This is a genomic window from Microvirgula curvata, assembly GCF_054781615.1.
In genome coordinates this window covers 1-2,955 of the sequence record NZ_BAAGUB010000007.1, presented here as the reverse complement: position 1 = coordinate 2,955, position 2,955 = coordinate 1, and the positions used below count along the sequence as shown (strand labels likewise).

1 protein-coding gene is annotated in these 2,955 nt (G+C 70.8%); it reads left to right on the top strand.

Features of this window, described 5'->3' with window-relative positions; all coding sequences use genetic code 11:
* Positions 1–2,955, top strand: a 2,955-nt coding sequence (locus ACYVG8_RS04530) for a hemagglutinin repeat-containing protein (protein ID WP_460745072.1), incomplete at both ends; no start/stop codon positions are given.

The following is a 2,955-nucleotide window of genomic DNA, read 5'->3' as shown; positions in this document are numbered from 1 at the left end:
GCTGTATGCCGGCCTGAGCAGCCACACCGCGATCTTTGCCCGTGCGGTCGAAATCAACGCCGGGCTGTGGGCCAGGCACCTGCGGGTGGTAACCGGCGCCAACCGCATCAGCGTCGACGGCGACACCGTGACCGCAGAGGCCGCCGACGCGGCCACCCGGCCACAGTTCGCGCTGGATTCGGCCCTGCTTGGCGGCATGTATGCCGGCAAGATCTTCCTGACCGGCACCGAGCACGGCGTCGGCGTCAACCTCGGCGGCAAGGTCACCGCCGGCGACGGCGGACTGGTGCTGCATGCCGACGGCCGGCTGGAAGTCAGCGGCACGGTGCACAGCGAGGGCAGCGCCCGGCTGACGGCACATGCGCTGCACCAGCGTGGCACGCTGAGTGCCGGTGGCGAACTGAGCGTGCATGCCGGGCGACAGCAGCACAGCGGCCAGCTCAGCGCCCGCCATGTCCACCTCCACAGCGAGGGGGCCTTGCAGGCGAGCGGCACGCTGAGTGCGAGCGAGTCGCTGACACTCGGTGCCGCCAGCGTCGACCTCGACGACAGCACGCTGAAGGCCGCGACCATCACGCTGGACAGTGACGGCCCGCTGAGCGTTCGCCGGGCGACGCTGACCGCCGGCGGGCGGCTGACCTTCACCACCCCGGGCCAGATGGTCGGCGACGGGGCGGTGGTCAAGGCCGGGCAGATGACACTGCGGGCGGGGTCGCTGTCGGCGCCCGACAGCAAGTGGTCCAGCCGGGGCGCACTGACGCTGAATGTCGACGGTGACGTCACCCATCGCGGCCAGTGGCAGGCCGACGGCGAGGCCGCACTGCATGTCGGCGGGCATCTGTACAACCACGGCAAACTGCTCGCGGTGGGCGCCCTGACACTGCGCGCTGCCGCCCTCGACAACGCCGCCACCGGCGAGATCCGCGCCGGCGAGACCCGGCTGCACATCGCCGGCCGCTTGCACAACCTGGGCCTGATCGATGGCGACCGGCTGGCGATCGCCAGCGCGTCCGTGCTCAACGAAGAGGGAGGCACCCTCGCCGCGAGCGAACAGCTGGACGTCGGCACCGCGTCGCTGCTGAACCGGGAACGGGGACTGCTGTTCAGTGCCGGCGGGCTGGCGATCGGCGGCACGCTGGACGCGCAAGGCCGCGCCAGCGGCCGGGCGCAGACGCTGGTCAACCGCAGCAGCACCATCGAGGCGCTCGGCGATCTGCAGATCGCGGCGGCGCAGATCCGCAATGACAACGATCACTTCGCCAGCGAGGTGGTGCCGGTCAGCGAGGAGGCCATCACCGAATTCCAGCCGTATGGCTCGCCAGACCGCTACCGGCGTGAGCGGCCCGGCATCGAGAACTTCAAAGACGAAGTGATGCGGCTGCGCACGCCGGAAGGCAAGACCGACCGCTACACCCAGTACAGCTATACCCGGCGGACCTACGCAAGCCGGATCACCACGTCGGCCCCCGGCCGGATCCTGGCCGGGGGCCGGATATGGCTGGAGGCGGACCGGCTGATCAACGACAAGAGCCACATCCTCGCCGGCGGCCTGCTGGATGGCCCCATTGGCAAGCTGGACAACCTCGACGCGACCGGCACCCGGATCGTCCGCGACGATGGCGTCGCCGACAGCTACTGGCGCATCAAGCGGACCCCCAGCCTGCTGGAAAAGCACAAGAAGGACTGGCAGGGCTACGCGTCGCGGCCGTACACACCGCAGACCGAGCAGACGATCGGCCTCGGCGTGGTCGACTATCGCGGCCACAGCCAGCCGGTGGGCAGCGGCACGCAACTGAAGCCACGGCCGGGGAAGAAGGCGTGGACCGAGGTGGAGCGCCCGGACAGCGTGGTCCGTACCGGCGGACTGGAGCTGGAGCAGGATGACAGCCGCCTGTTCCGCCCGGCACAGGAACCGGACCGTTACGTGGTCGAAACCGACCCGCGCTATACCGACCGCCGGCGCTGGCTGTCGTCGGATGCGCAACTGGCCCAGTTGCAGGTCGACCCGCGCCATGTCCAGCGCCGGCTGGGTGACGGCTTTCATGAACAGCGGCTGGTGCGCGAACAGGTCATGGCGCTGACCGGTCGGCGCTTCCTCGGCCAGCATCGCAACGACGAGGCGCAGTACCGGGCACTGCTGGACAGCGGCGTGACCCAGGCGCGGGCGTGGCAACTGGTGCCCGGCGTGGCGCTGAGCGCCGCACAGATGGCACAACTGACCAGCGACATGGTGTGGCTGGTCGAGCACGACATCCGGCAGGCGGACGGCAGCACGACCCGGGCACTGGTGCCGCAACTGTACGTGCAGGTCCGGCCCGGCGACCTTGACGGCAGCGGTGCGCTGCTGTCGGCCGACCGGATCGGGCTCAAGATCGACGGCACGCTGTACAGCAGCGGCAAGCTTGCCGGCCGCGAACTGGCGCTGCGCGCCGGCCAGATCCGGCTGGCCGGTGGCCGGATCAGCGGCGATGAGCTCGACCTCCGCGCCACGGGCGATATCGGGCTGTACGGCACCGCCGTCGACGGCGCATCCCGGCTCGACATGCAGGCCGGGCGCGACCTGACCGTCAGCACCACCACCCGGCACACGGCGCATGCCCAGGGCAGCAGCACCCATGTTGACCAGGTGGCGCGGCTGACCCTGCGCGGGGACGATGGCCGGCTGACCCTGCGCGCCGGTCGTGACCTGCAGGTCATGGGGGCAGAACTCGACAGCCGGGGTCAGACCGGCGTGCACGCCGGTCGTGACCTGAGCCTGGGCAGCGTCGCCACCGGCAGCACGCACCTGACGCAATGGAGTAACAGCAACTGGCGCCACGACGCCCGGCGCGACGACGTCGGCAGCCGGCTCCACAGCCGCAGCGACCAGGTACTGAGCGCCGGCCGCGACCTGCATACCCGCGCGGTGCAGGCGCGCAGCGAACACGGCGACCTGGCCGCCGTGGCCGGCCGCGA